General features: G+C 54.5%; 22 protein-coding genes. 10 read left to right on the top strand and 12 right to left on the bottom strand.

All coding sequences use genetic code 11. The annotated features are described in order from the left end of the window. The first annotated feature begins 1,554 nt into the window (after positions 1–1,554). Positions 1,555–2,751 carry an O-antigen polysaccharide polymerase Wzy gene (gene wzy, locus WG915_RS11115; protein WP_339565452.1) on the top strand — a complete coding sequence of 399 codons (1,197 nt, stop codon included), beginning with the start codon at positions 1,555–1,557 and terminating at the stop codon, positions 2,749–2,751. A gap of 725 nt (positions 2,752–3,476) precedes the next feature. On the opposite strand, the gene WG915_RS11110 is transcribed toward wzy, so the two are convergent. From WG915_RS11110 to WG915_RS11080, 7 genes are all read right to left on the bottom strand, one after another. Continuing rightward, positions 3,477–4,631 (bottom strand): glycosyltransferase, encoded by a 1,155-nt coding sequence (locus WG915_RS11110; RefSeq protein WP_339565451.1) that lies wholly within the window; start codon positions 4,629–4,631, stop codon positions 3,477–3,479. A gap of 119 nt (positions 4,632–4,750) precedes the next feature. Then, positions 4,751–6,076, bottom strand: coding sequence for a polysaccharide pyruvyl transferase family protein (locus WG915_RS11105; RefSeq protein ID WP_339565450.1), 1,326 nt, complete (start codon positions 6,074–6,076; stop codon positions 4,751–4,753). A 379-nt stretch (positions 6,077–6,455) separates the two neighbouring features. Then, positions 6,456–7,475 carry a lipopolysaccharide biosynthesis protein gene (locus WG915_RS11100; protein WP_339565449.1) on the bottom strand — a complete coding sequence of 340 codons (1,020 nt, stop codon included), beginning with the start codon at positions 7,473–7,475 and terminating at the stop codon, positions 6,456–6,458. 444 nt (positions 7,476–7,919) lie between these two features. Beyond that, complete coding sequence (locus WG915_RS11095) at positions 7,920–8,849, bottom strand: NAD-dependent epimerase/dehydratase family protein (protein WP_339565448.1); 930 nt, start codon at positions 8,847–8,849, stop codon at positions 7,920–7,922. A 42-nt stretch (positions 8,850–8,891) separates the two neighbouring features. Further along, positions 8,892–10,175, bottom strand: coding sequence for a Vi polysaccharide biosynthesis UDP-N-acetylglucosamine C-6 dehydrogenase TviB (tviB, locus tag WG915_RS11090; RefSeq protein WP_339565447.1), 1,284 nt, complete (start codon positions 10,173–10,175; stop codon positions 8,892–8,894). 243 nt (positions 10,176–10,418) lie between these two features. Beyond that, a complete protein-coding gene (locus WG915_RS11085; RefSeq protein ID WP_339565446.1) occupies positions 10,419–12,719 on the bottom strand; it encodes an ABC transporter permease in 2,301 nt (766 codons plus the stop codon). Beyond that, positions 12,716–13,402: an ABC transporter ATP-binding protein gene (locus WG915_RS11080; protein WP_339565445.1), complete on the bottom strand. Its 687-nt coding sequence runs from the start codon at positions 13,400–13,402 to the stop codon at positions 12,716–12,718. The genes WG915_RS11085 and WG915_RS11080 overlap by 4 nt, the downstream gene beginning before the upstream one ends. Before the next feature lie 194 nt (positions 13,403–13,596). Here WG915_RS11080 and WG915_RS11075 point away from each other — a divergent pair, with 194 nt between their 5' ends. The 3 genes from WG915_RS11075 to WG915_RS11065 all read left to right on the top strand — a co-directional run bounded on the left by WG915_RS11075 (position 13,597) and on the right by WG915_RS11065 (position 16,685). Then, complete coding sequence (locus tag WG915_RS11075; RefSeq protein ID WP_339565444.1) at positions 13,597–14,241, top strand: DUF4230 domain-containing protein; 645 nt, start codon at positions 13,597–13,599, stop codon at positions 14,239–14,241. Between the two features lie 328 nt (positions 14,242–14,569). After that, positions 14,570–15,541: an LLM class flavin-dependent oxidoreductase gene (locus WG915_RS11070; RefSeq protein ID WP_339565443.1), complete on the top strand. Its 972-nt coding sequence runs from the start codon at positions 14,570–14,572 to the stop codon at positions 15,539–15,541. Between the two features lie 451 nt (positions 15,542–15,992). Further along, on the top strand, positions 15,993–16,685 hold the full coding sequence (locus WG915_RS11065) for a hypothetical protein (RefSeq protein WP_339565442.1): 693 nt from the start codon (positions 15,993–15,995) through the stop codon (positions 16,683–16,685). A 44-nt stretch (positions 16,686–16,729) separates the two neighbouring features. Here WG915_RS11065 and WG915_RS11060 read toward each other — a convergent pair whose 3' ends face one another. Next, entirely contained in the window at positions 16,730–17,179 is a 450-nt protein-coding gene (locus WG915_RS11060) for a MauE/DoxX family redox-associated membrane protein (protein WP_339565441.1), read from the bottom strand. A gap of 93 nt (positions 17,180–17,272) precedes the next feature. Between WG915_RS11060 and WG915_RS11055 the strand changes: the two genes are divergently transcribed. Further along, positions 17,273–18,187 carry a hypothetical protein gene (locus WG915_RS11055; RefSeq protein ID WP_339565440.1) on the top strand — a complete coding sequence of 305 codons (915 nt, stop codon included), beginning with the start codon at positions 17,273–17,275 and terminating at the stop codon, positions 18,185–18,187. Between the two features lie 140 nt (positions 18,188–18,327). Then, positions 18,328–18,600 (top strand): DUF1540 domain-containing protein, encoded by a 273-nt coding sequence (locus WG915_RS11050; protein ID WP_339565439.1) that lies wholly within the window; start codon positions 18,328–18,330, stop codon positions 18,598–18,600. Positions 18,601–18,671: 71 nt separating this feature from the next. Here the strand turns inward: WG915_RS11050 and WG915_RS11045 are convergent, their stop codons facing one another. Both WG915_RS11045 and WG915_RS11040 read right to left on the bottom strand, forming a co-directional pair. Continuing rightward, positions 18,672–19,421 carry a hypothetical protein gene (locus tag WG915_RS11045; RefSeq protein WP_339565438.1) on the bottom strand — a complete coding sequence of 250 codons (750 nt, stop codon included), beginning with the start codon at positions 19,419–19,421 and terminating at the stop codon, positions 18,672–18,674. 70 nt (positions 19,422–19,491) lie between these two features. Then, entirely contained in the window at positions 19,492–20,094 is a 603-nt protein-coding gene (locus tag WG915_RS11040; RefSeq protein ID WP_339565437.1) for a flavin reductase family protein, read from the bottom strand. A gap of 93 nt (positions 20,095–20,187) precedes the next feature. On the opposite strand from WG915_RS11040, the gene WG915_RS11035 reads away from it, so the two are divergent. Further along, positions 20,188–20,955, top strand: coding sequence for a CoA transferase (locus WG915_RS11035; protein WP_339565436.1), 768 nt, complete (start codon positions 20,188–20,190; stop codon positions 20,953–20,955). Positions 20,956–21,089: 134 nt separating this feature from the next. Here WG915_RS11035 and WG915_RS11030 read toward each other — a convergent pair whose 3' ends face one another. Then, positions 21,090–22,403 carry a cytochrome P450 gene (locus WG915_RS11030; protein ID WP_339565435.1) on the bottom strand — a complete coding sequence of 438 codons (1,314 nt, stop codon included), beginning with the start codon at positions 22,401–22,403 and terminating at the stop codon, positions 21,090–21,092. Positions 22,404–22,608: 205 nt separating this feature from the next. Between WG915_RS11030 and WG915_RS11025 the strand changes: the two genes are divergently transcribed. Further along, a complete protein-coding gene (locus tag WG915_RS11025) occupies positions 22,609–23,610 on the top strand; it encodes an App1 family protein (RefSeq protein WP_339565434.1) in 1,002 nt (333 codons plus the stop codon). A gap of 4 nt (positions 23,611–23,614) precedes the next feature. Here WG915_RS11025 and WG915_RS11020 read toward each other — a convergent pair whose 3' ends face one another. Then, positions 23,615–24,652 carry an ABC transporter substrate-binding protein gene (locus WG915_RS11020; RefSeq protein WP_339565433.1) on the bottom strand — a complete coding sequence of 346 codons (1,038 nt, stop codon included), beginning with the start codon at positions 24,650–24,652 and terminating at the stop codon, positions 23,615–23,617. Between the two features lie 46 nt (positions 24,653–24,698). Between WG915_RS11020 and WG915_RS11015 the strand changes: the two genes are divergently transcribed. Both WG915_RS11015 and WG915_RS11010 read left to right on the top strand, forming a co-directional pair. After that, positions 24,699–25,700 (top strand): FecCD family ABC transporter permease, encoded by a 1,002-nt coding sequence (locus WG915_RS11015; RefSeq protein WP_339565432.1) that lies wholly within the window; start codon positions 24,699–24,701, stop codon positions 25,698–25,700. A 3-nt stretch (positions 25,701–25,703) separates the two neighbouring features. After that, positions 25,704–26,684: a FecCD family ABC transporter permease gene (locus tag WG915_RS11010; RefSeq protein WP_339565431.1), complete on the top strand. Its 981-nt coding sequence runs from the start codon at positions 25,704–25,706 to the stop codon at positions 26,682–26,684. Positions 26,685–26,687: the final 3 nt, after the last annotated feature.

The raw sequence follows: 26,687 nt of genomic DNA, 5'->3' as shown, positions 1-26,687 counted from the left end.
AGATTCTCCGCCAGAATGCGATCCTCAACAAGACGGACCACGCGGTCCTTCGCATCCTGGTCAAACTTCTTAGGCATGTTCCAGATTTTCCCATCCACTCAAGCGGAACAAAACCTGGGGCACTTCAGTCAAGGGTTCGACCACTCTATCTCCAATGCGATCCCAAGTTCGAATGTTAACCGCTCTCTCGTTTCAAGTTGCCGACTGCTTCCCGGAGATCATTAACAGCTTAAGTAGGTTCTTTAGATTTTTCGCTATTAGCGAGTATGCAGTTAATCGTGAGGAGCCTTTCGGGATTGATGCAACATTTGGGGTTGTAGCTGGAACACAATACATTGGCGCAAATGGACTTTCTGGCCACCCTATTCCTTGCGCACCACTGGTTATCCTGCCCGCTTTCGCCATGTACCGTGCTGTCGAACTCGACTTACTGTTAGCTGCAAGATACGGTCCCTGGCATGTTTGAGATTGTGTAGGAACTTTCATCTTCACACTAGTGTTGTGGTGATTCGCTGAAATTTCCGCACCTGCCCTCCCATCATCACGCACTACAAAACAGGAAGAGCCAGTTTTCTCGACAGCGTTAAATCTTCGGAAGCACCGAGAATATGTGGACATACAAAGTTGTCGGGTGTGCCGTCATCACTGGCCCTCAATTCTAGTAGGCTTAAATTCAGCGCCGGACGGCTTTGAAGTGTCCAGTTTAGAGGCAGGAAGCCAAGTGGAAGTGTCCAAAGAAGACGTGTCCCACTGCATTGCCTTAATTGAAGGTGCCGCCTTTCCGACAGGGGCATACGCTATTGACGGTAGCCCGGCAAAGTCGCTCCTTCTCTGGCCGTAACCTGAAATTGCGACGCCAATAGAGAAACCGTTTCTCTTGATGCATCCCGCAACCGAGATTCGCTCACCATAGTCGACAACGCATAAGGCACCTATTCGTAGCTCGAACAGTTTACCTCCCTCGCCCCAACACCATCTAGCCGCTTGTCGCCAGATGCACGTTACGTGCCTGGAAATCGCTGCAACGTTGAAACTTGGGGCGAACAACCATTAAAAAATAGGTACTCGAGGGAACGATGTAGCTGGTCCATCAACGGACGGTTTCGAGCCGTTAGCACCCGAAAGCCAACACGGGAAAGCCCTCCGCATGCCGACGTAGAATCTGTCGGCAAGGGAACACCGAGAAATGCTAAGAATTTTACTCAATTGGGATCAGCACGTAGTTGTTCATCAGGACAGAAACTCCTAGCCTACTTCGAACTTAGGACAACCGGAAAGCCGGTCAAAGCAATAAACGACAGGCTTGATGATCAACAACACCAACGACCTCAAGTTCCGAAACCTGAAGAATGTCGTTCACTTGGTCATGGCTCTCCGATGGAGTGACCGGAAGACAGATCCACACGTTCTAATAACATGATCCCCCGAGAGAGAATCTCTCGACCATGCTCATAGTATAATTGAAATAAGGGATGTTGGCCGCCGGCCAGTGAGGCACTACAAGTCGATTGGTGGAAGACATAGATGGTTGGGTTTTGGACGAGCATCACGTGGATGGCGGTCCTTACGGCAAGCCTGTTCCTTCGCAAAAACGGGCCTAGCTCCCTTGCTTTTATAGCGGTTTACTACTTATATTTTTCATTTGGACCCGTTATTGCATACCTACTAGGAGAAGAAATCTTTGAAGGTACTGTCGAAGATCACATTCCCACCGCAACTCTAGGATACGCAATCGCGATCACCGGCCTTTGGATCTCAGATCGTATAATTAAATTTTCCGACGAGGTCGAGAATAGTAGTTCCATAGAACGAATTCCGTTTCAAAAATGGTCATCCTGGACCTTTAACACTGTCTTAGTTTCAGGAATTGCATATGGGATAGTTTTTGGATTAACCGTTCTCAGCTCAGGAAATTTCGGAAATAAAGGCGCTGCCATTTCGAGCGCTGGTGGTTTTCACTACCAATACCTTTTGATCATGGCGCTATCCCTTTGTTGGACTGGCTCATACTGGAATGAGCGTGGCCTCTCCCGCACATTGGCTGCGATAGGGTGGCTATCTTTCATTTTTTACTGTCTAATTACTACCGAGCGCGACTTCATTCTTATCTTATTTTCCTTCGGCATTCACTTCGTCGTCTTTAGCAAATCTAGAGCATCGGTATTAAAGTTCGGACTCATGGGAGCACTTGCCGCAGTGCTGGGCACCTTCCTGTTTGTCCAACGTGCCGGAGAGGAACTCTCTTTTGCTGCTATTTTGAATCAGGGATCAACCCTATTTATTGATACCTTTATTTACGATTGGGTTGAATCTGGAAGCTGGTATCCCACCGACTCTTGGGTAAGTGCATTAACCAATACCCTCCCTACAGTGGACGGCGCACTATCTCAATGGTTAGTAGTACTTTACACTGGCGACAACATTGCCCAATACGCTTATGGCTTTTCCATAACTGCAGAAGCTTTTATGAACGGAGGATTTTTCGGCATCTTGGCCTTCTTCTGCGTTATCGGTACTATCCACCGTCTACTCCTAAAAATGGCGCAATCTTCTGGGGTGTGGCTTGGGCTATCCGTTGCCTTCCTTTACCTGTTCCTTTATGCAATCCGCGGTGAGCTATATTCTTTCGTTTCTGGAAGCACAGGCGCAATTCTACTGGCGGTCTTTTTTGCGATAGGCTCGCGTCGGCATGCATCGAACAACAAATCAACACTTCAGAAATCGGACTCTGAAACGCTTTTAGCTAACTAGCTCAACGGGGCTCTCGGAGCTGCGTGTTTGAGCCTTGATTGCGCCTATTCAATTTGACTCAGCAACTATACGGCTCTTCTCGTTTTAGAGTAAACAGCTCGCCTCGAGGCATAATTTGGGTGGCACAACATTTAGGGATCGTGCCAGGTACGTGATGAAAGCTACGAATCAATCCTTTGGACCTAACCCCTTGTCGATCAGGAACGGAATACCACAAAGGCTGGAAGAACTTGCTCAAATGGAGCGGTCTTCGTGGCTCCGGTAGGCGGGCAGATTGGCGTACTTCGACTTGGGGAGTAGAGACGCTCAACGGACAGCTTGAGCATTTACGCGGAGTCCTACTGCGTATCCACAACCTGGAGAGGTTCATCCTGCGGCCCCTGATCCACTCTGGCGGATTGCAATCTAGAATCAATGCCACTCTACATCGTAAAGAGCCTTTTTACGTGATTTTGGCTGAAACACTATCTGGTCGCCGAATACCGGTGTATACACGCACGGCGATCGACGAAACCACATGTGTAGTCGCACAACGAACACATTCAGCGCATGCGACGTCCTTGCGGTGCCGACAACACATGTCAGGCGAATATTGAATCTGGTCGGCGTTCGATACTAGAAATCCGGTATTTGGTACCGGTTAGTCTGAGGATTGGATACCCACGGGTATCCGAGGCCAGTGCAGTACTCAATGTATGAGGTCGACAATTGCATAATTGGAGACACTAAACAATTGACTCCTTAAAACGAGACAAGAATTTGCTGCGGATATTTTGTAATTCATCGCGATCAAACCGCTTACTTTCTTCAAAGTTACGGCTTGCTTGCACAGCCAAATTGGTATTGAGTACTTCTTCGATCTTGTCTGCCAATTCTTCCGGGTCACCTGCTTTGTACAAGTATTCAACAGAAACCAGTTCTGGATGGCCACCGACGTCAGAAAGTACTACCGGAGCGCCATGAGACATTGCCTCCACGACGGATCTTGGTAGACCTTCAGTTAGACTCGGCTGAAGGTAGATGTCCACCGAATCCAGCCACGTATGAAGATCAGCAGAAGAAAGCGAGCCTACAAGAGTAATCTGTGAATCAAGTCCTAATTCCGAGATTAGCTGCTCAAGGGCGGTAGTATCTCCCGGACCGACAATTTCGTACTTTAACTCAATTCCCCTATCTCGAAGCAAGGAAATCGCTTGAATCGCGCTTGCGTGCCCCTTATAAGGCAGATCTATTCTCCCGATGCTACCGACAGTGATACTTGCGTGCCGGTAGTGGCTATCAGACTCAATCTTTGCTAAGCGCTCGTTCAGATTACAAACATCTGGCTTAATGTTAACATTTGATATGCTAACCGACCGACCCTTAGTAGGATAACGCTTTTGAAGAAAACTCTTGGTCACATATACAACGAAAGGGGCATCCTTAACTGAAAATCTTGTTGCTAAATAGCCAATTGGTGCCATTAGCCGCCCTAGTCCACTGTGATGCCAATATGCATCCCATGAACAACCCACAACTTCGATCAGAATCGGCTTTCCCGACAGCCTCGCTAAGAAACAGGTAAGCCAACCAACCACACTAGGCAGCCGGACAATGGCGCCATCGACATCAGCCAACGCAGCGCCAATTTCTTTAATGACTTTTGGACCAGCAAGAAGTAGGCTCAAGGGACTCTGATAAGAAGCAATCGGACGGAATGATACACGCTCGTGCTCTGAGGATCCAGCCGAGCCATGCGCGGTTCGTACGACGCGTGTTGAAACAATTAACTCATCGGATTCTTGAATGTATCTATCCCAAATGTTGCTCTGCAGTGTTCGAGAGTAGTGCTTACCGTTGTCGAGTATTATTGGCGAGTCGTGGAAAAATCCGAACTTCATTCAAACCTCTTACATCAAGCTAGTTGGATTGTAACGCTGGAAAACCAAACAGACTACGTAAAAACATCAAGAGTCCAGGCCCTGAAGCTTCAAGTTGAAGTTATCCGATCACGTTTACCCTAAGAGAACAAATATCGACGGCCGCGCGAATAAAATTTCGACCTAACCAATTTTATTAATTCTTGGTTCTTTATTGCTGAAGACTCAACCAATTGATTGAGGAACTTTTCCGATTCAGTGTCCTTTATCAGATCTTCGAACATAGACAACAGTATTTCAGCATTCATTTCTTCGATTGGGAGCACGCGTCCAGGGCATCCAACATCACGCATGATTCCTTGACTTTTGTTGCCACCATAACCAATAGCGATAGCCGGAGTGAGCTCAGACATCGCGAAAATTACGGAGTGAAATCTTGTACCGACAAGATAATCACACTCCGCATATAATGCCTTCATCTGCTTAGCGTTAAGACTGCGGTCTTGAAAAATCTCGAAGGTCCCTTTGTCCAACTTACTCGCAAGGAGCTCGATGGCTGCAATATCACTTTCGTGCTCTCCGCCCGAAACCACATGTTCAATCAGGACTGGCAGGTAGCCCTTTTCGAAAATTTCGCGACAAAATTTTCGGAGCTCTTCAATGTAATTTTCATACGCCTCGACCGGGTTATCAGAATTTGGAAATCGATACGGGCGCGCGGTAATACCAACGACTTCTCTCCCGGGGTGCAATTCACGCAAGGCTTTGAAGTATGGTTCGGCAGGACGTTCGGATTTTAGACCAAAAGCAAGATCCGGAAACACTGTCGACTCGACTCCAATAGCCCCCAGCATGTCCTTCGAAACAGATTCGCGTGCCGTGACCAACTCACATCGATTTAGCACTCGCTTAACAATCGATTGAAAAAACGCGCCCTCAAATGGACCATAAGAGTTTGGCATTACGAATACGGGAGTTTTTAACGACTGCGCTAACATAAGGTGATACATGAAAAAGTAGGACTTGTAGGGATCGGAAAGACTGTTAGTCGAGTGAATAAACCCGCCGCCTTTTACGAAACATGCGTCGGCAGTTTTAATCTGAGAAATGGTCTTTCGTTCTTCCTTGGTTAAAAGAAAACCAAAGATCCTTCTCGTAGGTTCGAAAAGAAACAACGCACACCTTACGCCGTCGACAATCGAAATAATGCCCCAAATCGCATAAAGCATCTTGCCGTAACTCAGGTTAGATTTTGGCGCGTACCACTTACTGGGATGGCTTAGTACAGGCGCCAACAGACCAATCCCTAAAGACTCAGATTGCGGTGCAGAGCACAAGTCCTCAGTAAGCATGTAGCACTCATCCGCCAACCCTGCATCCTTCGCTACTTGCCTAGTCTGCCAAACAAGTGCTTGATCTCCACGATTCCCGTCATCACAGGAAGGCAAAATGATAGTTTTAGTCATTGCAATAACTCGTCTCTAATTCAATCTAGCCAGTCGCCAGGTTATACATCGACTTCGTAAGTCTAACACTAGTCATCAACGCTCCGCTGAGCGTACAGCTTTAACCTGCACGCGTACGTTCGAGACCTTAGGTTGTTTACAATATTTAACGGCATGCATCAAACAACCCGTATACAGGCAGGGCAACGAAGCCCATAGTTATTGGGGACTGTTTCACGCATCATATCAAATGACATTACAGACTGTTTACATCTCTCAGATACTCTAAACATTTTATAATTGGCTTCAATTTTTAGACCCAAATTAACACAGTCGACATAAATCAGCGCAATGATGCCAATATAGGCGAATAATGCGTCTCCGGTAAATAGACTGCGGACTAGCGGGTTCCAAGGCCATATCTGGGCTTCAGTCGATGCTTCGGCACATATCCAGTATAAAAGGTCAATCCGATTATTCGGACCAAGGCGACCGCAATTCTTGCGATCAAAGTTGCCATGCCCGCTCCAAATAGACCAAAGGGCCCGATCAGTATAATGGAAGCTAAGGCCGAGCTAGCAAGTCCGATTGATGCTGCAACCAACTGGACATTGAAAGATCTTTGAACAACAAGCGCCAAGTCCCACATCCACGAAACCGCTCCTACTGCCCACGAGATAGCAAGTAGAACGAGAACTGATTGAACTCCATATTCTGGCCCATACAACAAGCGCATCACCGTCTCGCCAAATAGCAGCGCAGCTACGATACTGATTACGCTCAAAATGCACATTTTCCAAGTGAGGCTTCTTGTTCTCTTCAGCAACACTTCTCGACCATGTTTCTGATATTGTGACACCGATCGAGGAAGTTCAAATTGTACTACCGCGCCGACTACAGTATTTCCCGCTAGAAGCAGATACACCATTGCGCTAAGAATGCCGACGCTTTCTAACCCGTCGGCCCGCTCTAGAAAATATCCTGGTGCTGCCTGTGTCGCCGAGTTAAGGAATCCAGCTAAGCCTAGAGGTGCAGCCGTGATTGCCAGTTGAAAGGCTTGAAGCATCGGAGGCTTTTGGTCAAAGCCTTCGATTTCGGGCGCGCTCGAGATGGATTTACTTCCAACGATCAAAGCGAATGCAGCAGCAATTACGGAGCCGAGCAATGACATTGCCAGCGCATAAACACCAGGCATGCCAAAGTAGATTCCTCCGCTGAAGAGAATCAGTGATGCCAAGCCGTTAATGAATTGGTAAAAGCCGAGCGATCTAGTTCTGCCTGCCGATTGGGCAGGCGCGAGCCAAATATCACCAATAAGATCGACGGATTTGATAAGTGCAACGAAGAGAAAGATTCCATTGAACGTATGATTCAACGCAGCGAAGGCGCAAGTGAAAGCTAATGCCACCAACGTTGCCACGATGCGGAGAATAAGGTACTTTCGCCAGGAACTTTCACGTTGAGGGTCAGATACATAAACTTGCCTTAATGAAAGTGAGAAAAAGATGAAAAATGGAGCTGATATCGACATTGCGTACGAGTACGCACCCATTTCAGTTAAAGAGGTACTTCTGGCGAAAAGCAAAAGCATTAACCATTGAGCTAAAGAATACACGGCTGATCCGCCGGCGATTATCGCAATTTGGAGAACTCGGGCAGATCGCACTTGCTAAATTACCTTTTCTCTTTAATTTCAGCTTCGCGATAGTCGTGAATCTAGGTTTCACGACCGTCCATTAGTTGTTTCGGCATCTATATAAACTAATTGAAGAGTCGACTCCTTCGGGGTACCGTCTGTAGCTACAAACGGTGCCGACCGACAATCTCCTCTATGTCAGTCGGCACCAGAAATTTAGCGACGGGATTATCGAGGAAGGGTTGCGAACCATTCGATCGTCTTCGCGATACCTTGCTCGAGACCCACTGGTTCGATTTCGGGGAATAGCTTCATTAAAGCCGCATTATCAGCTTGCGAATCCCGAACATCACCAGCACGTGGATCTCTGAACTCTCTAGGTAGCTGCTGCCCTAGTTCGCTCTCCATAATCTCAATTACGTCAAGTAGAGTGTACCGCGTTCCGAAAGCCAAATTCACAGCATCCTTTGAGCGAATACGCTCCCTGGCTGCCTTTGAAATAGTTTGGGTGACCGTTTCTACGAATGTAAAGTCTCGTGTCTGCAACCCGTCGCCATTAATCGGAAGTGGTTCTCCACGCAGTGCTGCATCAACAAACGCAGGTACAACGGCTGCATAAGCGTGACCTGCAGCCTGTCCAGGACCATAAACGTTAAAAAAGCGGAACGGTAGAACAGGAAGGTCATATACTTCGCTATATGCGAGTGCGTAGGTCTCGGTAGCCAACTTGCTCACTGCATACGGGCTAATTGGCATCGGCCTAAGGTCTTCAGACTTTGGAAGCACCTTATTTGCGCCATACACAGAAGAAGACGATGCCAATGTGACGTGCGCGTTTTCCTTTCGGGCCGCTTCGAGCACGTAAAGCGTTCCGGTGGCGTTTGCGTGGTGCGAAGCCACCGGATCTTGAATGGAACGTGGCACAGATGGCCTTGCGGCAAGGTGAACGATTGCATGAGCACCTGCAGCAGCCTCGCCTAGGAGGTCTCGATCCAGAATCGAGCCTTCAAAGAGTTCGACATCAAGATCTTTCAAATTTTCCCGGAATCCGGTCGAGAAATCATCAATTACAGCAACCTGGTCGACTCCATCTCGCTGAAGTTGCTTCACAAGATTTGACCCAATGAAGCCAGCGCCACCAGTGACTAAGATTTTCAAGTTCGTTCCTTACGCGTTGTTTGGTAGATGCGAAATACTAGTTTACAGTCGCAAGTCCGAGGCATCCTTTGGTAGAACATGCTTTAGGTCATAGATGAGCGCTTGTTCGTTTCCGAGCGCACGAATCTCTTCTGCGCCCATCTCTGCAAACTCTTTATGCGCAACTGCAAGAATCACAGCATCATAGTGCCCTGGCTTCAACGATTGAATTAGCTGAATACCATATTCGTGCTGAACTTCTTCCGCGTCAGCCCAAGGATCGTAAACGTCTACTTCAATCCCATAATCTTCAAGCTCGGCAACGATGTCTACAACGCGGGTGTTTCGAATATCAGGAGTGTTTTCCTTAAAGGTCAAACCAAGGAGCAGTACCTTTGTATTTTCAACCTTAGCGGAATGCTTCATCATTGCTTTGATGAGCTGGCTTGCAATGTACTGTCCCATTGAATCATTGAGCCTACGTCCAGCGAGGATGATTTCAGGATTGTGTCCCATCGCTTGCGCTTTGTGCGTCAGGTAGTAGGGATCAACGCCAATGCAGTGCCCGCCTACAAGCCCCGGACGGAATGGAAGGAAGTTCCATTTAGTTCCCGCAGCATCCAGCACAGCTTGGGTATCAATGTCCATCTTGTTAAAGAGGACAGCGAGTTCATTTATAAGCGCAATGTTGACATCACGCTGAGTGTTTTCGATAACCTTGGCGGCTTCAGCGACTTTGATGCTTGGTGCTTTATGCGTTCCAGCCGTAATGATCGTACGATACAGCTCATCGACGAAGTCTGCGATTTCAGGCGTCGAACCAGAGGTTACCTTCACAATGCTTGGCAGTCGATGAGTCTTGTCACCAGGATTGATGCGCTCAGGGCTATATCCAGCATAAAAGTCTTTGTTGAACTTCAGCCCACTAACCTCTTCGATCAGCGGTACGCATTCTTCTTCAGTAACACCGGGATACACCGTTGATTCATAAATGACAATGTCGCCACGGTTGATGGTAGAGGCCAAAGTCCTCGTTGCGGCGAGGATAATCGAAAGATCCGGCTTCTTGTACTCATCGATCGGGGTCGGAGTAGTAACAATGTACACATTGGCCTCACACAGATCCTCAGAATCAGCAGTAAAACTCAACTCCGTTGCCGATTCCAACTCATCCGCGGTTGTTTCCAAAGTACGGTCGACACCGTTCTTGAGCTCTTCGATGCGAGCCAAGTTAATATCATAGCCAATTACTGGCAGTTTCTTTCCAAATTCAACTGCCAGTGGCAGGCCAACGTAGCCTAGGCCAATCACTGCAATTTTCGAATCCGATACTTTCATCGCGACCATAGCCGTCCTTACCTTCAGAGTGTTTCTCAATAACAAATGCGACACAGATTTAGAATTGGCAATAGCTCAGTCACACTTCTACAAATAACGACATTACCACTTGATCTAGTTTAGATACGGTTGGAATTTAGATTAGGCCCCTTCAACCTGGGCACGTACCCCCTGCCCAACTCTAGGCATGTTGCGAATGTACGATCTCGGAAAACTATCATTCAAATTGCAGTTGTAGCTCTAGTTATCGAATCATTGGTGAGTTAAGACATCCGCAATTTGCAACCCCAGTGCACTACCACAAGCCCACCCAACGAACAGGGCCGGAATTACAACGGCTATCACTTCGACCGCTTGAGTTATCCATTTCCGGAGCACACCGTATCCAATTGCCCTTAGCAATGTTTGGTCTTTCGCACGTTCACGGATTGCTAGAGTTACAGTATTCAATGCACCAACTCCAGCGATGAGCATTGCAGCAACGCTCATGAGAGTAGAAAGTGTTAATACTCGCGCGGCCATCGCCGCAATATCCTGTCGAGCTGAGAAGGCTTCCTGAAATGTCACTTCTTCCCCTGCGTTTGCAGCTGCAGTACGCAGCTCACTGACGACCGGAGAGTCGGCAGGCTGGGCATGACTGCCAGTAACCCGAATCAGCACTGCTGGGTTAGGCAATCGAGTATCTACTCCTGGACGCACTATTGCTGGCACTTCCGGGGTCACCACTGGATCGACGAAACTCTCTAGTCCGCTGGAATAACGGACGCTTAGATCGTGGGTTTGCCCACGAATCGCGATCTGTGCCCGTTGGCCGTCGCTTAGTGTGTTGCGCAGCGGGGAGTTCGCCCCGAGGACGAGTTCACCGGGTCCCGCACCCGTGACTGGGCCACGCAGCACCGAGGCGCCCTCTGTTGCAGATAGGGCTAGCACATTGTCACTAGCACCGCCTGCACTGACAGGTAGCGCTACCGGAGAGAGGGCGCTTACGACTCCTGGAGTAGCCGCAAGCGCGTCGATAAGCGGCTGCTCGGCAGTCCCATCCATGGCTCGGACCATTACGTCCACCGCACCCTTGTTAGTGGCTTTACCGAGCAAGTAACCCTCGATCTGCTGCTGCCCATTCAAGACAGCTGCCACGAGGGCAGTGCCGGCGAGCACTATCGCAACGAGGGAGCCGGCCCGCAGCCTCTGCCGACCCACGAACGCCATGCCCAGGTGTAGGGTCGGCGCAAAGGCAAACAAGCGCGATAGTTGGAAGATCAGCCACGGGAGCACCACAGCCAGTACCAGTGCCGTACCGAGGACGATCAGGCCGGAAGAACCGATCGCGAGGACCAGCGCCCGCCGCCCGGCATAGCCGGAGACCCTGGTGAGCCCCCAGCCGCCCGCGCCCAAAAGCCCGCAGCCGAGCAGGGGCGCCACCAGCACGCCCAGGATCGACTGCTTCGGTGCGCTGGCCGTAAGCGAATCCACGAGGGGCCTACGCGCTGAACCGCGTGCCGCCGGCACCGCGGAGACCACACACACCACCAAGGCAACAACGAAAATCGCCGCCAACCAGGTCGGGGCCAGGCTCACATCCACCAGGGGAACCTTCACCCCAATCTTCTCGGCGTTCACACCCGCCCAACCCGCGGCCCACAGACCCGCCGGGATACCCGCCGCGCCGGCCACAACGCCAAGTATTAGGGACTCCACCATTGCGGAACTCTGCAACTGAGTGGCCGAGGCGCCTACCGCCCGTAGCAAGGCGTACTCACGTTGACGCTCTGCTGCAATCACGGAGTAGCTGGAGAAGATTACCAGCATTGCCACCACCGCAACAATGATCATGAACGCCGTAAGCAGCAGAAAGTACTGGTCCCGACCAGACAGGTATTTGCCCGCCAGCTGCGCAGTATGCGCCTGGGCGTCCGCGACCTCTGACACCACTGATTTCGGCAGCGTCTTAAGCTGCTGCGTCGTAGCCTCTGCGGCACGCAGCTCCCCGCTAACTGAGTTACCCGCCCAGTTTCGTGCCACAGTAGCATCCACAAAAAGCGCCGTTGCCCCGCCCAATTGCTCTTGCGCGGACTGTTCGGTCCGTCCCACTACGGTCACCGTCTTGAGCTCATCTGACCCCGGGGTTTTGAGCTGGAGCGTACTGCCGAGCGCCGTATTGTCCACCACTGCAATCTCACCAGGACCGACGGGAAGCCGCCCCTCCACGATATCCCGCCACTGTAAGGAGCCATCGGCGATGCTGCGAACATAGGTGGACTGGTACAACGAGCCTTCCTGCTTCACAGAAACAGAGAACTGCTGGTCAAAGGCATACTCGCCTGGGATCTGTGCAAGAGCCTCATCAACTGCTGCTTTATCCGAAGAGCGGACTTGTGCGACGGTGTTCACGCCTTTGTAGGGCTTATCAAACATCCCGTTGACGGTGGCTTGCAGTGACTCAACGATCGCGGCAGTTCCTACCGTCAACGCCACAGCGGCGAAAACAGCGAAGAACAGCGAAAGATACCGCCAACCACGACGTCGCAGTTGGGCAATTGCCAGGCGGATCACGCGGAGACCACCTTCCCGTCCCGCATTTGAATCAGATAGTCACCGCGTTCGGCGGCGGCAGGATCGTGGGTGACCACCGCGAGGGTTTGGCCATAGTCGTCGACAAGCTGGCGGAACATAGTGAGCACGTTGTCGCCGGCCTCCGAGTCCAGGTTGCCGGTAGGTTCGTCCGCGAAAATGATGTCGGGGCGGGCGAGCAAAGCCCGGGCGATGGCGACGCGCTGACGCTGACCGCCAGACAACTCATGCGGCAAATGCTTGAGGCGTCCTTGGAGGCCGAGGCGATCAGTGATCTCTTTATAGAAGGCCTTATCTATCTTGCGATGAGCTAGGCGAACTGGCAGCTTGATGTTGTCCTGCACGTTGAGGACGGGAACGAGGTTGAAATCCTGGAAGATCAGACCGATCTTGGTGCGTCGCAACGCCGCCCGCTTATTCTCGCTGAGCTTTGTCAGATCGGTGTGCTTGCCTGTCGACGCCAGGACCACACTGCCACTCGTTGGCGTGGACAGACCCGCAAGGGTGTGCAGCAAGGTGGTCTTACCGGAGCCGGAGGGCCCCATGATCGAGGTCCACTTCCCGCGCGGTAGGGCGACCGACACGTCATCGAGCGCCTGCACTTGGGCATCACCGCGCCCGAACCTCTGTCGCAAATTTCGAGCTGTGATTACTGCCTCTGCCATGCCTGAAATCCTTTCTAGATACCGCATCGACCTTACTAGCTGAAAGCTGGCGGCTCTGAGGGCTGTGAAAGAAAATACCTAACAGTATGGTCACCGATGAGCGTCGATAAGCACGCGGTAGCCCGCAATGCTGTCATGTCATGAAGATGAGGAACTAAAATTTTGGGGATAACCCGAAATGAAAGGTGGCACACATGTCCCATCCCGTCCCGAAAATCGCTCGCACTCCCCTCCTGACCAAATTGCTGGCCATTATCGGAGTGCTCGCCATTCTCGCCGGCATCTATTGGGTCTCGCCCCTGCCGAAACCAGGCGAGAGCAAGGTGAGCCACCAATCCACCACAGTGAGCGAATCTTTCGAGCACATCGCCGAACTAGCCGTGGAGGAATACTCCTTCACCAATGTGGGAAAGTCCGACGAAGAAGGTCTTCGACTGCTCAATGTGACGGTGCCCCTCACCGGCAAGTCCTTCCTTATTACTTATGACGGCGTGGTGAAGGCGGGCCTACCCGATGCGACAACCATCGAGCCGAAATATGACGACACCGCCCGGAAAGTGAGCTTTGACATTCCGAAGCCGGAAGTACTTTCCGCGAACATCGACCAGAACTCGATCCAGGTCTACGACCAGTCAATGAACCCCTTCAATCCGAACGAGGTCTCCGATTACGCCAAATTCATCGCGGCCGAGGAAGCTCGCGCCACCGATAAAGCCATTGCTGGCGGCCTACTCACCCGCGCAGAAGAGCAACTCACCAATCTGATCGAAGCCCAGGCGAAGCTCTACTTGGAGCAATCCGGCAAAACCGACTATCAGGTGGAAGTTCGTTTCCACTAACAGGAATCCCCCACAATCTCCCCCAGTATTGGGATTTGGGGAACATATTTTCATTCTCGGGGGTGTACTATTTGAATGAATTAGCGCAGATTAACACTTTTCTTAGATATTGCTTACATAAATCAGGAATATCGCGGTCTTGTCGCCAAATGCACCGCCAATGCAGCCTGTCCATCGCCAGGATGCGTGAGATTTTTCAGAATTTTATAGACATCATCCTGGACTTGCAGTGATCTTGGGCATTGTTTGCGGGTAGAAATGCAATTTAAAGCCAATGCTGCAGATATACTAAAGTCCGATTTAAATACTTATAGGTTTGGAGGTCGCGATGCCAATCGCGCAGGCAGACACCTTCGCAGTCGAATTCGGTGTTGCCAACTATCACGTGCCCGGCCATCCCGCGCCCCTAACGCACGGCGATGCCACAACCCGGCGCGCAGCAACCCTCCAGCAGGCTATCCTCGCTGAAGAATGTGGCTTGGACGTCTTCGGGGTGAACGATTCCTTTTCCACCACGCTTCTTGAGCTTGATCCCTTTTGCCTTATCCAGCAGGTTGCACAGCGCACGTCACGCATCAAACTGACCACGTCGATAGGTGACGTAAACAGCACCAACCTAAGCCAACGACACGCAGAATTCCACCAAGTCCTCGAGCTCACCGGCAAGCGCGCGGAAATCGTGTTGGAGCGGGACAACTTCTCCCCACCCGGCGCGGATCCCACAGCAGATGCCAGCACCAGCGAAACCTTCAACGCCCAGCTCGCCGAATGGGTCGCCATGATTGAGCAGTGCCGGGCAGATGCCACATGGATCGAAGTTGTCGGCCGGTCCGACGTAATTTTGCAGGCCGCAAGCCACAACATCCCGATCATGCTGCAAATCAGTTCCGGCAATCCGCTGAAGCAGAAGCACTTCGTGGACATGTACCACCAAGCTATTTCCCGCTTCGGCCGCCGCGACCTGCCACTCGGCATCCTGGTACCGGGGCTCGTCGCTGCAAGTGATGACGTCGCCCGAGAAGCTTCCTTCCCGTCCTGGGCCCATCATGTTGGGGACAGCATCCCAGCTGAGCACATGTCCGAAACCTTCAGCAAGGAGATCGAGCAAGGCGCGCTCTTCATCGGCTCCCCGGACACCGTGGCTGCGAAGATCGCTAGTACCGTCGAGCACCTAGGGCTGAACCGCTTCATCATGCGCTACACCTGTGGCCTGCACCCCGATTCCGTCGCGGAAGAGTGCATCCGGCTCTTTGGCACGGAAGTCGTGCCGCGCGTACGCGAACTACTCCTGCAACGCTGAGTTGCGGGCTTGCCCCCCCTTGCACCCTTGCAAATCTTCCCCGCCAAAACGTGAAAACACTCGCTGTTTTGCGGGAGCTGCCGCAGTTCCGCGGGGAAGATTTCGCCCCGGCAAGCAAGGAAGCCGACACACCAGGACCCCATAGGGGCACCCACATCTTAAGTGTGATGCAACCATTTCGATGAGGTTCGCAGCCTAACTTAGTATGGGCTCTCTACCTCAGACTAAAAGCGAACTCCTCCGATGCGGACTTACTGAACACCATATTCGCACGCGTTTTACACGTATTTCACGTGGCATTTACCTTCCTAACTCCATGGTTCCGGCTGGCGAACTGCCACTAAGCATCCGCTCTCAAGCTGCACTTTTACGTTTCCCTTCTGGAGTTTTAGGAAGCTGGGCTGCCGCGCAGTTCTGGGGCCTTCCTTACTTCCACGACAATGCTCCCGTTATGATCCATTCCTTTTCTAAGTCGCTGGCAAAAGACTCAGATTTGCAGGTGCACCATCGTTTCATTACTCATAGGTTTAGCGTCTTCGAAGCTAGTGGTGGCTCCATGCCACTACGATTAGTGCCCCCGGCCATCGCGCTCGTCGATTGTTTAACCGAGGTCCGTGATGGCTACTGCGAGTGGTGGGTGCCCGAGTTGCCGGAGTGGACTCCTCAGCAAATTCGGTCAGTGCAGGTTATTGATAGTTTTCGACGTTTTGTCCGATTTCACCATGCTGAGGTGTTGGCGGCGTGCACGGACCGCTTCGATAAAGATGAGTTCCTTAAGCTGTGGCAACTCAGCGCATTGGGAGTCGATTCGCCGCCAGAAACATATCTGCGGCTTTCAGTACTGGGTCTTGCCACTTGGCAGACTCAATACGCCTTCAGAAGAAGCAATGGATCGTTGATTACGCGCGCCGATCTGGCTGCAGCAGAACATCGCTTGGCACTGTTCTATGACGGCGCACCCCACCTCCAACGCCAGCAACACGACTATGACTCCGAGGTTGTCCAAGAACTCATCATGCTGGGCTGGCACCCCGTCCGGATTACCAGGCATCAGATGCGAACACCGCTGCATTTTAGGAACCGCATCGCGCGCCTGCTGCAGCGCCTGAAATCCTCCCCGTCAAGCAACGATTTAGATGCCTGAAATCCCCAGTTTTCCGCGTTACTAGGGGGAAGATTTCCCTAGATCTACTTAGAGTAAATAGCGAACCGGCGGAAGGGACGCCAGATTGTCCAACCTGTGAGGAATAGGTAGCCTACGTCGCGCGCCAGTGTCTTCACGTAGTCCATGGTTTGGGCGTCGTTAAGCCCCTGCACATTGAAGCAGCCGCAGTCGATGGCCAGGCCGCGCGCCCACGCTTGGCTGATGCCGACCATGAACAGCACCAGCACCACCGCAGCGACCTTGGAGGATTGGCGCAGGAAGAGCCCGAGTAGCAGGAGCACTCCGCCGGCGAGCTCCAGCGGGCCGATCAGCTGCGCTAAGTATCCGGACCACTCTGGGGTGAAGATCTTGTAAGCGGTGATCGCTTGGGTCATCTCCATGTGGTTGCCGAGCTTTGCGGTGCCGGCATGTATCCACACATATGCCATGTAGAAGCGGGCAATGGCGGAGATGACATCGAGGAATTTTCGCATGGAAGCAGTATATTGCAGACATGTCTACGAAATCGCACGCCACAGGAAACTGCTAAGTTGGCACCAACGTATTCGTCGAAAGGTACTTAACTCGTGCGTCGCATCCTCGCCACCCTCCTCACCGCGTCCGCCCTTGGCCTCGCCGCCCCGGCCAGCGCCCAGTTGCCCGCGGGTATCGACGCCCAATCCATGATCGGCGGCCCCATCTCGGTTCCAGCTGGCGAAACGACGACCGTAGACTTAGGCATCCCGGTATCCGCAAGCTATTCCGGCAACGGTTGGAACGTTGTATCCGCAGGCTCTGCCGTCACAGTGACCGCTCCTGCCTCCGGCACTGCTAATGTCCCAGTCTCTGCGGCCGGTCAGAGCGCTTCCATTACTTTGATTGCGGAGGAAGGCGCAGCACCTATCGCAGTGCCGACACAGGAGCTGCAGGAGCTGCAATCAGAGGCTAGCTCCGGGGCTGCCTCGGGAACTCCTTCAGCTGGAGGCGCCGCCGGTGACGCTGCGAATCCGGGTGATGTAGATCGTTCCGCTGCAGAGCAGATTCACCTCGATTCGACGATCGAGGGCAACCAGATCATCGCCAAACTGAGCCTTTCCCAGGCGATGAGCCTATACAACCAGTTTGGCAATACTTCTACCGAGGGGATGAAGCTGCGCTACCTCGATGTCAATGGCACCGAGATCAAGGGCATCAAGCGCGAGATAGATAAGGGATCCCGCACCCTGACGCTGACCTACCCGGAGGGGAAAACTCCGGATAATCCCTTCATTATGGAAGCAGTGCGTGACGGCGCCTCCGTGGCGGTGGTGACGCTCACCGATTCCGCACAACCCGTGACCACCCCTACTGATGCAGCCAAGAGCCCGAGCCAGCCTGCCACGGTTGCAGCTGATTCGGGCAACAAGAAGATTGGACTTTACGCCATCGCCGGAGTCATTGCCTTGCTGGTGTTCGTCGGGATCATCACGACCATTGTGCGCCGATTTTCTAGGCGCAAATAGCATTTAGAATACACTCGCGTTGCGTTATTTCCGCAGGTCAGGGGAGCCTTTCCTTGCTTGCGGCCCCTACAAAAGCGCCCTAGCATCAGAGGTATCAGATACGCAATTCACTGCATACCAATTCTCTAGGAGTCCACATCATGTCCAACGCAACCAAGGTTTCTTCCTGCGCAACCACCTCATGCGCTTTCAATCACGAGGGCTGCACTGCAGTCGCCATCACCGTTGCCGGCACCGGCAGCTGTGGCACCTTCATCACCCTGGACGCTCGTGGCGGCCTCGCCACCCCTGACGGCAAGGTTGGCGCTTGCCACCGCCTGGAATGTACCCACAACAAGGATCTGCTCTGTACCAACGAGTCCATCTCCATCGTTGGTGACACCGCACAGTGCGCTGACTACGAAGTTGCCTAACTTGTCGGGTCGTGGGAAGTGCGGGACCCCCTGTTAATAGGAGCCCCGCGCCCACACTCGGTTCACGGCTATCAGATACGCGATGAGGCGTGCCGCGCCGAGGCTTCAGCGGCAAGCACGACGACGCGCCTTGCCAAGTCTTCAATGGTGTATGCAGCCTTCGCGAATGGCACTAACGCCGTGGCCATCCGGCCGTTTGCCGTCTGCATCAACGTGATGCCGTGTTCGCAGATGTCGACGACATAGACCTCATCCGCGTGATGCTCGCAGCCGCCAAAGCCTGACATCGTCACGGCCCCGCCGGGGTAGGTTTCTGCCACGACGGCGTCGATAAGCGTGTTGCACTGCTGTTTGCTCAGTTCGCCGACAGCCTCGCGCGCCGCGAATTCATCGACCACCACTTCCGGCAGATGCATGGCGTCGCCAACAATCTCACCGAATTGGAACGGGATCGGCTGCGCAAAATTGTGCACAAATACCTGCTCAACTTGGATAATCCCGGAGCGGAATTGGCCATGGAACTCCTGCCACTCCACCACTCCCAAACCATGCAGGCTTGCGGAAATGATGTCGGCCCGAAACTCGGGGGCCTTGAGGACGGCATCAACGCGCACGGCCATATCTTCATAGAGCAGCGCATCCTCCGCACGGCAGACGAATGTCAGCCGCCCTTGGTCATCCAAACCGTGGGCCACTACGTCAAGCTGCTCACCCGCATTGATCTGATACGCGGTCAATGACATATCCCCGCCACCACTGATAATGCGGCAAGCCTGGCTGCGCGCGACCTTACGCTCGGCGCCCTTTATGGCGTAATTCACCGTACCCCTCCTATGCTTCAGGTAAGGCTAACCTAACCGATCGGGAGGGGGGTGTCAATGCGTTGGGTGCCTAAGGCCCCACCATCTCAAAGGCCTCACCCAATGTGTAGTAGGTCGCGGGCCCGCCAGCCCGGGCGATTGGCCTAGCGGCATCGGTATCAAAAAGCCCGTCTACGAGGAGATCCTCGTCAATGTGAACACCGACAACCTCCCCGAGCACCAACCAGGTATCCAATTCATCACCACTGGCAGTGTTCAGGCGGATGACTTGGGAGACGCGACATTCGAAGGCGGCCCGGGCGGCGTCGACAAGCGGGGCAGAAACGATGCGGCCGCTACGTTTGGCAAGGCCCGCCAGCTCGAACTCATCAACACCGGGCGCAACCCGTGCGGAGGTGGCGTTCATTGCCTCGGCGAGAGACTCGTCGACCAGGTTCCAGCAGAATTCACCCGCCGCCTCAATATTGGCGACGGAATCCTTGTACCCGATGGAGGCAAAACCAATGATCGGCGGGCGTCGATTGAACACATTGAAGTAGCTGTAGGGGGCAAGATTCGCCGTGCCGTCCGCGCCGAGCGAACTGATCCAACCGATGGGGCGGGGCGCGATGATCGCGTTGACCGGCGAGTATGGCAGGCCAATGTCCTTAGTGGGCTCATAAAAGTGGTACATAACTCCCAGTGTGCCAGGAATGTCGGCAACCGTTGCCGCAGCCAATTCCCCGAAACCATCCAACAGAGACTTGGGTCACATTAGGCTGGGGCCATGCAGCCCTTAGCTAACACCACCGTCATCAATTTGGCCGTCAACGTGCCTGGCCCCTGGGCCGCCGCGCGACTTGCCCAACTCGGCGCGCGCGTGCTCAGCATCGAACCACCCAACGGCGATCCCCTACGCCATATTTCACCTAGTTGGCATGCAGAACTTTCCGCCCACTACGACACGATCACGCTGGATCTGAAGTCATCCGAGGGGCAGCAGCGGCTCGCGGAGCTGCTGGAATCTGCCGACGTGCTGATTACCTCGCACCGGCCGTCGGCACTCGCGCGGATGGGGCTGAGCCCGGCGTCGACTCAGCACCTGTGCCACGTGGACATCGTGGGCGATGTCGCCGACCCCGAACACCCCGGCCACGACCTCACCTATCAGGCAGAAGCAGGGACGCTCAGCCCACCGCACCTGCCAAAAATCCTATTGGGAGACCTTATGGGTGCTGAGCAAGCCGTCTCTGCAGCCCTCGCCCTGCTTCTCGACGGCCATGGCGGCCACATCCGCATCGGACTCAAACAAGCCGCCACAGATGCCGCCACTCCCCTGCGCCACGGCATCACTGCACCGGGTGGAATTCTTGGCGGCGGGCTGGAAACCTACGGGCTTTACCAAGCCAAAGACGGCTGGGTGGCAGTGGCTGCACTAGAGCCACATTTTGCGGAGCGTATGGCCGGGCGCGTTGCTGACCTGGGGAATCAGACCGTTGCCGAGATTCTAGCCTGGGCGCAGGAAAATGACGTGCCGATTTCGCGGGTGGAGTGAGTTGGAAGGGGAAGGGGAAAGGGGAAATCTTCCCCGCCAAACCGCGAAAAACAGCCTCAGAACCAGGAAAAACCGCTGTTTCAGGGGGAAGATTTCCAGTGGCCGCCACTGCCGCCCTGCCCCTTCCCCTACCCTCAGCTACTGACACTCACTCGCACGCCGGTACGCGGGCGAGTGAGCATGCTGGTCCAAGAGAAGGTGGTGTCTTCCTGGTCATCGGAAATCTGCACTTCGGGGCGAGATAGCGCAGCCACGGTTGCGGAGAGCGCCGTCACCGCGATCTTCTCGCCAGGGCAGCGGTGGCCCTCATGCACGGATCCGCCTCCCTGTGGAATGAACGTCTCGATCTCCTCTGCATCCACATTGAGGAATCGCGAAGGGTCGAAGGTGCCGGAGCGCTCCCAGCTGCTGCCGGTGTTGGTGTTCAGGATGTCGATGAGCACGCGTTGTCCCTTGTGCACTGGGCAGCCGGAGATCTCGGTGTCCTGGGTTGCTTCGGCTGGGAGCATCGGCACGAATGGGTGGGTACGGCGTATTTCCTGGGCGAAGGCGATTGCTTCCGGGACGTCGATAAGCGTGCCGTTAGCGGCGGTGCGGATGCGCTGCAACCAATCCTGGTGCTGTACCAGCGCGGCCGCGGCGAAGGCAGCGAAGCGGGAGACGGCGACGGTCGGGCGCGTGAGGTTCTGCAGCTCGATGCCGGCGGTGCGGTCATCCATGTCCGACTCCGCTAGCTTGGCGACGACCGAATCCGGCTCCACCGCGAGCTCCCCGGCGCGCACCTGGTGGATGACCTGCTCGGCCCACTGGTCGAGGCGCTTGCGCTCACGCCAAGACACCACGTTGGTCAGCGGATTGCCAAAGGTGTCCAGCAACCGGCTGTATTGGGTGGCGCGTTCTTCCATTTCCTGGTCAGTCATGGGGATGCCCGCCCAGCGGAAGGCGGCGCGGCCATAGGCGATTGCGGCATCGTCGTATACGTTGCCTTCCTGTGCACGCCACTTGTCCAGCATCGTTTCAGTTTCCTCGGCCACGAGCCCCTTGAACTGCTCCACGCGGGCGTCGTCGTAGGCAAGGGATACCATGAGGGCCTTGCGCTTGGCGTGCTCCTGACCGTCGAGGTCATGCACGGCGCCGGCGCCGAAGAGTGGGCCGGAGATGAACTTCGGCATTGCGCCGTGGCGCTTCATCCGCGTGGTGTCATAGAACAGGCGGATGCCTTCCGCGCCTCGCACGAGGACGGTGGGTTTGCCGAGCAGGTTGAAGGTGAAGGGCTGGTCACTGTCTGGGGCGAGTCCTGCCTTGCGACGCATCTTCGCGGCAAAAAGGTAACCTTCTTGAATGAATGCCGGCGCAGCATCGGACTTGCCTTGGTCTAGGAACTTCTGGACGTTGTTTTGGATGGTGTTCAGGATGTTGTTGGCTGGGTTTGAATTTGGGGTGGTCATGTCATCTAGTGTTCGCACTTTTCTGGAAATCTGCTGGCTGTCCTGGCCAAAAGTGGTAACAATTCCACCAAGCAGGCACCGATTTCTCCCCAAACCACCTGGTCAGGAAGTTATGGGATCGTTACTGGAAAAGTCCTAGTATCAATCCGATTTCGAAGCTCGCTGACCGCCCCACCGCTCCAGCCAGCTCCGCTAATCTGGCCCCATGGCGCTTTCAGATATCGTTCGGAAACTGGATAACACCATCAATGGCGTCGGCACGCGGCGCGCTGCGCAGGCCGGGTGGCGCCCCGCTGTCACCGGCTACTACGGCTACGGCGATGCCGATCGGATCCGCGTGCTTGCACGGGTGCTGATGCACAATCCGGAGCCGCCGAAAGCCGAGGTACAGCGCGGTTTTCGTCAATTCTTTACGCTCCAGGTGGGCGATGCCGCCGTCACGATCCACGCCGGCGAGCAAACGGTGCACACTCGGACTAATCACGACGGCTACATCGACGTGCCAATCTCGAACCATGGTTTGGCACCCGGCTGGCAACGCGTGCGTATCGACGTCGAAGGCGGCGAATCCGCCGAGGCCGAGGTCCTCGTGCTGGAACGAGGCGTGAAGTATGGGCTGGTCTCTGACGTGGACGACACCGTGATGGTGACTATGCTGCCGCGCGCGATGATCGCGGCCTATAACTCCTGGTTCCTTAAAACAAATGCTCGAAAGCCAGTCCCGGGGATGGCCGAGCTATATGCCTGCCTGCGGGAAAAGTACGGGCAGCACATGCCGGTGTTTTACCTGTCTACCGGCGCCTGGAACACTTTTCCCTCGCTGGCCAGCTTCCTAGCAAGACATGGCTTCCCGAAGGGTCCGCTTTTGCTGACCGACTGGGGCCCAACGCAGACCGGCCTGTTTCGCTCTGGCCAGGAGCACAAGAAGGTGCAGCTGCGTAATCTGATCATTGACTTCCCGGATATCCACTGGATCCTGGTGGGTGACGATGGCCAACATGACCCGCTCACCTACGGGAACCTGGCTATGGAGCACCCGGGGCGTGTTGAGCGCGTCGCTATCCGCGAACTCACCCCGGGCGAGCACCTACTGGCGCACGGTACTGCCGTTCCGATAGAGACAGCTGATGGCCGGGGCCAGCTGGAATGGGTAACTGGGGCGGATGGCTACGAGCTAGCGAAACAGTGGCCGGAAGTCGAGCACTAAGGTGCTATTTCTTCGGAAGTAGGTGGCCGAGGTCGTCGACAATCTGCATCGCTCCGGTCGGGCCGAGACCCAAGAACCACACATCATCGTCTACCTGATGTGCATTACCGGACTGCACTGCCGGGAGATTCTTCCAGGCAGCACCTTCAGTGATTGCGGTTTCTCCGGTTACCTCGGGCTTGCCATATGAGGAGTAGAAGATCACGTCACCGGCGGCTTGGTCAATGGTCTCCGGGGAAATCTCCACGGCGAGGTCATCGATGTTCTGCTTTTCGGGGCGCGCGATGCCAGCATCGTGCAAGATGACACCGATGAGGGACTTGTTGGCATAGAGTCGCAGCTTCTCTGGCATAAAGCGCACCAGTGAAACAGTGGTGTTGGCGGGAACGTTCTTCTTCAATTCCGACACCTTGTTGGCGTAATCGCCGAGCTTCGCTTCGGCTTCTTTTTCCATGCCTAGGGATTCACCAACCAGCAGGAAGTTTTCTTTCCATGGGAAGCCTGGTCGAATGGAAAACACGGTCGGCGCAACTTCAGAAAGTTGCGGGTAGACCTTATCGGCGCGAAGCTGGCTGCCCAAGATGAGGTCTGGCTCCAGTGCAGCGATTTCCTCTACATTCAGCTCATTGAGCGTGCCTACACTGGGCACGTCTTTGACCTTATCCGCCAAATAGCTTGGCACTGGTTGCGCACCCTTCGTTGTGACCATGCCAACCGGGGTAATTCCGAGCGAGAGGACAGCGTCCAGTTCACCGGTATCCAACACAACAACACGCTGCGGGCGTTCCTTGATCTCGGTGGCGCCAGCCGCATGAGTGACGGTGCGCGGGAATGCGCCCGGCTGCGCATCGCTACCGAGCTTCGCCGTCTCAGCATCCGCGGTTCCAAACTGGGCGCCGCCAACGGCGACTTCTTTGTTACCTTGAGACGAGTTAGCGCCAGGATCCGATTCGGCCGAGCAGCCAGCTAGGGAAAATGCAAGAGTGGCCACTGCTGTCAGGGCGAGGGCGGCGCGTCGCCGATGTGTTTCTACGATTCTCATGAGAGTAGGTTAGCCTAACCTTTTGGTATTTAGTTAAACTATCCGAATGCAATCCAAACCCCTGGCGCTTTCGCTAGTAATCGGCATTCTCCTCGCCGCATTGTGCAGCGCCAGCCTATTGAGCCTAGCGGTCGGTGCCCGCGCGATCGCCCTCCCCGAAGTACTAGCGTCGCTGATAGATCCATACTCCTCCCCTACTGTCTCAGCAGTGGTGTGGGACCGTCGCATTCCCCGTACACTCATTGCACTTACAGTGGGCATGTCACTTGGCCTGGCCGGCACGCTCATTCAAGCGCTCACCAGCAATCCCCTGGCAGACACAGGCGTGCTCGGCATCAACGCAGGTGCTGCCTTTGCTATCGTCACCGGGCTTGCTTTCGGAATTCAAGGATCCGCAGCGAACGTTTTTGTTCTCGCGCTCGCCGGCGCCTTCCTCGCGGGCGCTGGTGTTTACGTTATTAGCCGCACCCAGGGAGTTGGCGTAGACCCGCTCCGATTGATTCTTGCGGGAGTGGCACTGAGCGCCATCTTGGGAGGCATCGGTGATGGGCTTGCTTTAGTAAACCCACAAGCCTTCGACCGGTTGAAGGGATGGATGCTCGGCAGCGTTGACGCCGGCTCCTACCAACCCTTAGTGCTTGCCGCTTTGGGCCTGGTAGTTGGGGCTGTGCTCGCTGCTTCGGCAGCCCGTGGCTTAGATGCCCTTGCGCTCGGTGAGGAAATGGCAACATCGATGGGTGCCAATGTCGCCAGGACACGGCTGCTCACTTTCCTGGCAGTAGCGATCCTTGCTGCGAGCGCGACCGCCGCGGCTGGAGTGATTGTGTTCCTCGGCTTGATGGTGCCGCATCTGGCGCGTTGGCTGGTGGGATCATCCTTCGGCCGGTTGTTGGCCACATCCATGCTTCTTGGCCCGCTAGTGTTGTTGCTCTCGGACATCGCCGGACGCGTCATCATTGCGGGTGAGTTTCCGGCAGGCATTGTGGTGTCTTTCATCGGCGCCCCGTTCCTCATTGCTTATGCACAATCGGCTAAACGAGGGGTCTAATCCATGACTAGAAACACGCTGATCGCCGCTGGTTTGTTCCTGGCCATCCTCTTCGCTGCTTTCATTGCCCTGGCGATGCCCGGGGCTGGCATGTCGAGCGCGAAAGCATTCGCCGTGCTCACCGGCAACCAGCAGGGGCTGGCCCGGACCGTGGTGTTGCAATGGCGCGCACCACGGATACTCACCGCGCTACTTGTCGGCGCTGCACTCGGCATTGCCGGCAGCTTCTTCCAAGCGGTCACCCGAAACCCACTGGGGTCCCCAGATGTCATCGGATTCAGCACCGGCGCATACACCGGAGTCATAGTGGCTATGCTGCTGGGTTTAACGGAGTTTCGGTTCACAGTTCTCGGGGCGCTTCTGGGCGGCATCGCTACCTCCCTAGTCATCGTCGCGCTGTCAGTGCGCACGCGTATCGACGGCCTGCGCATCATCCTCGTCGGACTAGGCATATCCGCAATGCTGTCAGCCCTCAATCGTTGGCTCATCACTCAAGGTGACTTGGAAGCAATGATGTCAGCAGCCACGTGGGGCGCCGGCAGCCTCAATGGCATTCGATGGCCGCTGGCCGGCCCAGCCTGCTTGGCGTTAGCAATTGCGATTGCAGCTGCCTTGCCTTTGCGACGTTATTTGGACGCCTTAGCGTTGGGGGATTTAACCGCAACTGCTCTGGGACTGCGAGTTAACCTGCTGAAGCTAGTTCTACTACTGGCTGGGGTGCTTCTCATCGCAGCCACAACTGCTGTCGCAGGCCCGATTGCTTTCATTGCTCTCGCAGCGCCTCACATCGCGCAACGGACCACGCTGAGACCGAAAACCCCGCTATTGGTAAGTGCCCTCACCGGCGCCACCTTGCTCATAGTGGCCGATATCCTGGCGCAACGAGCTTTCGCGCCTGTCCAGCTCCCCGTAGGCCTAGTCACGGTGGTCATCGGCGGCGGCTATCTGCTTTATCTCATTTCTTCTTCCACCACTAACCGCTAGCCT

Origin of the sequence: Corynebacterium sp. H128, assembly GCF_037482625.1 — a bacterium.
Taxonomy (GTDB): domain Bacteria; phylum Actinomycetota; class Actinomycetes; order Mycobacteriales; family Mycobacteriaceae; genus Corynebacterium.
The sequence above is the reverse complement of the archived record's forward strand: the minus strand, read 5'-3'. Positions and strand labels throughout refer to the sequence as shown.

What these genes read in the sequence shown, in the direction of transcription:
- wzy (WP_339565452.1), top strand. Translation starts at nt 1,555, where the DNA reads ATGGCGGTCCTTACGGCAAGCCTGTTCCTTCGCAAAAACGGGCCTAGC.
- WG915_RS11110 (WP_339565451.1), bottom strand. Translation starts at nt 4,631, where the DNA reads ATGAAGTTCGGATTTTTCCACGACTCGCCAATAATACTCGACAACGGT.
- WG915_RS11105 (WP_339565450.1), bottom strand. Translation starts at nt 6,076, where the DNA reads ATGACTAAAACTATCATTTTGCCTTCCTGTGATGACGGGAATCGTGGA.
- tviB (WP_339565447.1), bottom strand. Translation starts at nt 10,175, where the DNA reads ATGGTCGCGATGAAAGTATCGGATTCGAAAATTGCAGTGATTGGCCTA.
- WG915_RS11080 (WP_339565445.1), bottom strand. Translation starts at nt 13,402, where the DNA reads ATGGCAGAGGCAGTAATCACAGCTCGAAATTTGCGACAGAGGTTCGGG.
- WG915_RS11075 (WP_339565444.1), top strand. Translation starts at nt 13,597, where the DNA reads ATGTCCCATCCCGTCCCGAAAATCGCTCGCACTCCCCTCCTGACCAAA.
- WG915_RS11070 (WP_339565443.1), top strand. Translation starts at nt 14,570, where the DNA reads ATGCCAATCGCGCAGGCAGACACCTTCGCAGTCGAATTCGGTGTTGCC.
- WG915_RS11065 (WP_339565442.1), top strand. Translation starts at nt 15,993, where the DNA reads ATGATCCATTCCTTTTCTAAGTCGCTGGCAAAAGACTCAGATTTGCAG.
- WG915_RS11060 (WP_339565441.1), bottom strand. Translation starts at nt 17,179, where the DNA reads ATGCGAAAATTCCTCGATGTCATCTCCGCCATTGCCCGCTTCTACATG.
- WG915_RS11050 (WP_339565439.1), top strand. Translation starts at nt 18,328, where the DNA reads ATGTCCAACGCAACCAAGGTTTCTTCCTGCGCAACCACCTCATGCGCT.
- WG915_RS11040 (WP_339565437.1), bottom strand. Translation starts at nt 20,094, where the DNA reads ATGTACCACTTTTATGAGCCCACTAAGGACATTGGCCTGCCATACTCG.
- WG915_RS11035 (WP_339565436.1), top strand. Translation starts at nt 20,188, where the DNA reads ATGCAGCCCTTAGCTAACACCACCGTCATCAATTTGGCCGTCAACGTG.
- WG915_RS11030 (WP_339565435.1), bottom strand. Translation starts at nt 22,403, where the DNA reads ATGACCACCCCAAATTCAAACCCAGCCAACAACATCCTGAACACCATC.
- WG915_RS11025 (WP_339565434.1), top strand. Translation starts at nt 22,609, where the DNA reads ATGGCGCTTTCAGATATCGTTCGGAAACTGGATAACACCATCAATGGC.
- WG915_RS11020 (WP_339565433.1), bottom strand. Translation starts at nt 24,652, where the DNA reads ATGAGAATCGTAGAAACACATCGGCGACGCGCCGCCCTCGCCCTGACA.
- WG915_RS11015 (WP_339565432.1), top strand. Translation starts at nt 24,699, where the DNA reads ATGCAATCCAAACCCCTGGCGCTTTCGCTAGTAATCGGCATTCTCCTC.
- WG915_RS11010 (WP_339565431.1), top strand. Translation starts at nt 25,704, where the DNA reads ATGACTAGAAACACGCTGATCGCCGCTGGTTTGTTCCTGGCCATCCTC.